Below are 2,367 nucleotides of genomic sequence, written 5' to 3' on the forward strand. Positions count from 1 at the left end.
TGTAATCGGCAATTACAACTACACAATTTTCGGCGAATAAGCCTGCAGAGTTTTCGGCAGCAATGCTGCCGAAGAAACGGCAACAACGATACATAATTTTCGGCAGCAATAATGCAGAGGTTTTCTCATCCTTCCCGGAGAAGAATGCCACATTAGCAGGGAACTTAAGTTTCCTGTCATGATGAATGCTTATTTAAAGAAAATTATGATGTATCAGAGTATTAAAGAACTACACGAACAAGGCTTTTCAATAGCCAAAATTAGCAGTACTATTGGTATTAACTGGCGGACGGTAAAGTCTTATCTGTCCATGACCCTGGAAGAATACAACCTGTTTATAGAGAAAAGAGCACAACGTCAAAGAGGATTGTCTGTTTACGAATCTTTTGTTAGGGAAAAGCTGGAGAAATACCAGGATACATCATCCGCTCAAATGCATGACTGGCTCAAAGAGAACTTCCCTGAGTTTCCTAAGACAGCCATTAGGACCATGTTTGATTTTGTAATGTGGGTACGTCGCAAATATAATCTGCCTTATATCAAACCGCTTAGAGAATATGAAATGTTGGAAGAGTCTCCTTATGGGAAGCAGGCCCAGGCTGACTTTGGAGAATATAATCTCCGCAATGGAACTGGTAAAAGGGTAAAGATATATTTTATCGCCATTCAACTATCCCGATCCCGTTATAAATATATCTGGTTTATTGGTAGGCCTTTCACGACTGAATTGGCTATTATGGGCCATGAACAGGCATTTTCCTTCTTTAAGGGCATCCCGGAACAACTAGTCTACGATCAGGATAAGGTCTTCATAGCAGATGAAAACATAGGAGATATCCTTCTTACAGATGCATTCCGGGCATATACCAGAGAAAGACCTTTTGAGCTACATTTCTGTCGAAAATCCGACCCGGAAAGTAAGGGGAAAATTGAAAGCGTTGTCAAATACGTTAAAAGAAATTTTCTGTATAACAGATGCTTTATCGATATAGAAAATTTAAATGAAGAGGCTTTACAGTGGCTAAACCGCACAGGAAACAATATGCCTCATGGAACAACAAAGTTACTTCCTAATGAAGAATGGCTGAAAGAACAACCATACCTGAGCGCTTTACCAGAGTTTATACAAACTACCAGTCCTGAAATTTACATGGTCCGTAAGGATAACACCATCTCTTATAAAAGTAATTTTTATTCGTTACCACTGGGTACTTTTAAAGGAAAAGGAACTGCCGTAGTAGTGGGTGTTGATATGCATATTTACCTGATTATATCCAACTTACAGGGGGATATATTATGCAAACATATGATCGCTGTTGGCAAAGGACAGAAAGTACTAAATACTGACCACAGAAGAGATAAAACCGTTAAGATTGACAAGTTGATTAATGAAGTCTGCGGTTTTTTGGAAGACGATGCAAATCGGGGTAGACAATTTTTAGAGACCATACGAGAAGTGAAACCACGTTATATAAGAGACCAGGTGCTGTTGTTCAGGGACACTATTGATATTGCGGACAAAGTGAGTGTTGGCGAAGCATTGACATATTGTTTGAACAATAATATTCAAAGTGCCAACGACTTCAAATCTATCGTAGAACAGCAGTTGAAAGTAAGAAGAGCAACATCCATCCTTAATTATCAGTCTATCCAGATGAATCCATTAAATGGAGAATTACCCCCTGTAGCTTTAGCAGAACCTGCTAAAAGTTCAATCGAAGATTACATAGATCTTTTTAGCAAACAATCTTGAATCTCTGTCCGGACGACTTACGCAAGCATATTTTATGTATACACAAAATAAAAATCAATCATGGAAAAGAAACAAACAATTAAACAGTATTGCCACCAGTTTAGGTTGGGCGGGATTTATAACCAAATCGATCAACTGGTATCAGCTGCGGAAGCAGCTGGTATTGGTTATCTGGAATACACCGTTAACCTGTTAAAAACCGAAGCGGTACACCGCGATTATAATGATACTCAAAAACGTCTTAAAACAGCACAATTACCCCGATCCAGCGACTTAAACCTATTCCAGTGCAAGAATGATAGCGGATTGTCTAAGGCTCGCTTAAATCAGCTTAGAGAGCTTAACTGGCTTGATCAGGTTTATAATATTCTTCTTACGGGGCCCTCTGGAACGGGTAAATCCATGCTGGCCGCAGGTCTTTGTGCAGATGCGGTGCAAAAGGGATACAAAGCCTACTTCAGGGATATGGAGGGACTTATCAACATGTTCAAAATGAAAGATTTTTCTGCTTCCGCTAAGATTGAATATAAGAGATTATCCAAAGCCCATTTAATCGTTATAGATGACCTGATGTCGTTTCCTATTGAAAAAAATCATGCTGTCTCATTTTTTAA

The 2,367-nt window shown here is 39.1% G+C and carries 2 protein-coding genes; both read left to right on the top strand.

The features are described 5' to 3' along the window. Positions 1–178 precede the first annotated feature (178 nt). A complete protein-coding gene (gene istA, locus BW716_RS34815; RefSeq protein WP_083730643.1) occupies positions 179–1,753 on the top strand; it encodes an IS21 family transposase in 1,575 nt (524 codons plus the stop codon). 60 nt (positions 1,754–1,813) lie between these two features. After that, a partial coding sequence (locus BW716_RS34820; protein ID WP_083730644.1) for an ATP-binding protein occupies positions 1,814–2,367 on the top strand: 554 nt, incomplete at its 3' end.

The organism is [Flexibacter] sp. ATCC 35208 (genome assembly GCF_001975825.1).
GTDB lineage: Bacteria > Bacteroidota > Bacteroidia > Chitinophagales > Chitinophagaceae > Chitinophaga.

Bases quoted from the DNA above. Each gene is read 5' to 3' on its own strand.
- istA (WP_083730643.1), top strand. From the start codon at position 179: ATGATGAATGCTTATTTAAAGAAAATTATGATGTATCAGAGTATTAAA.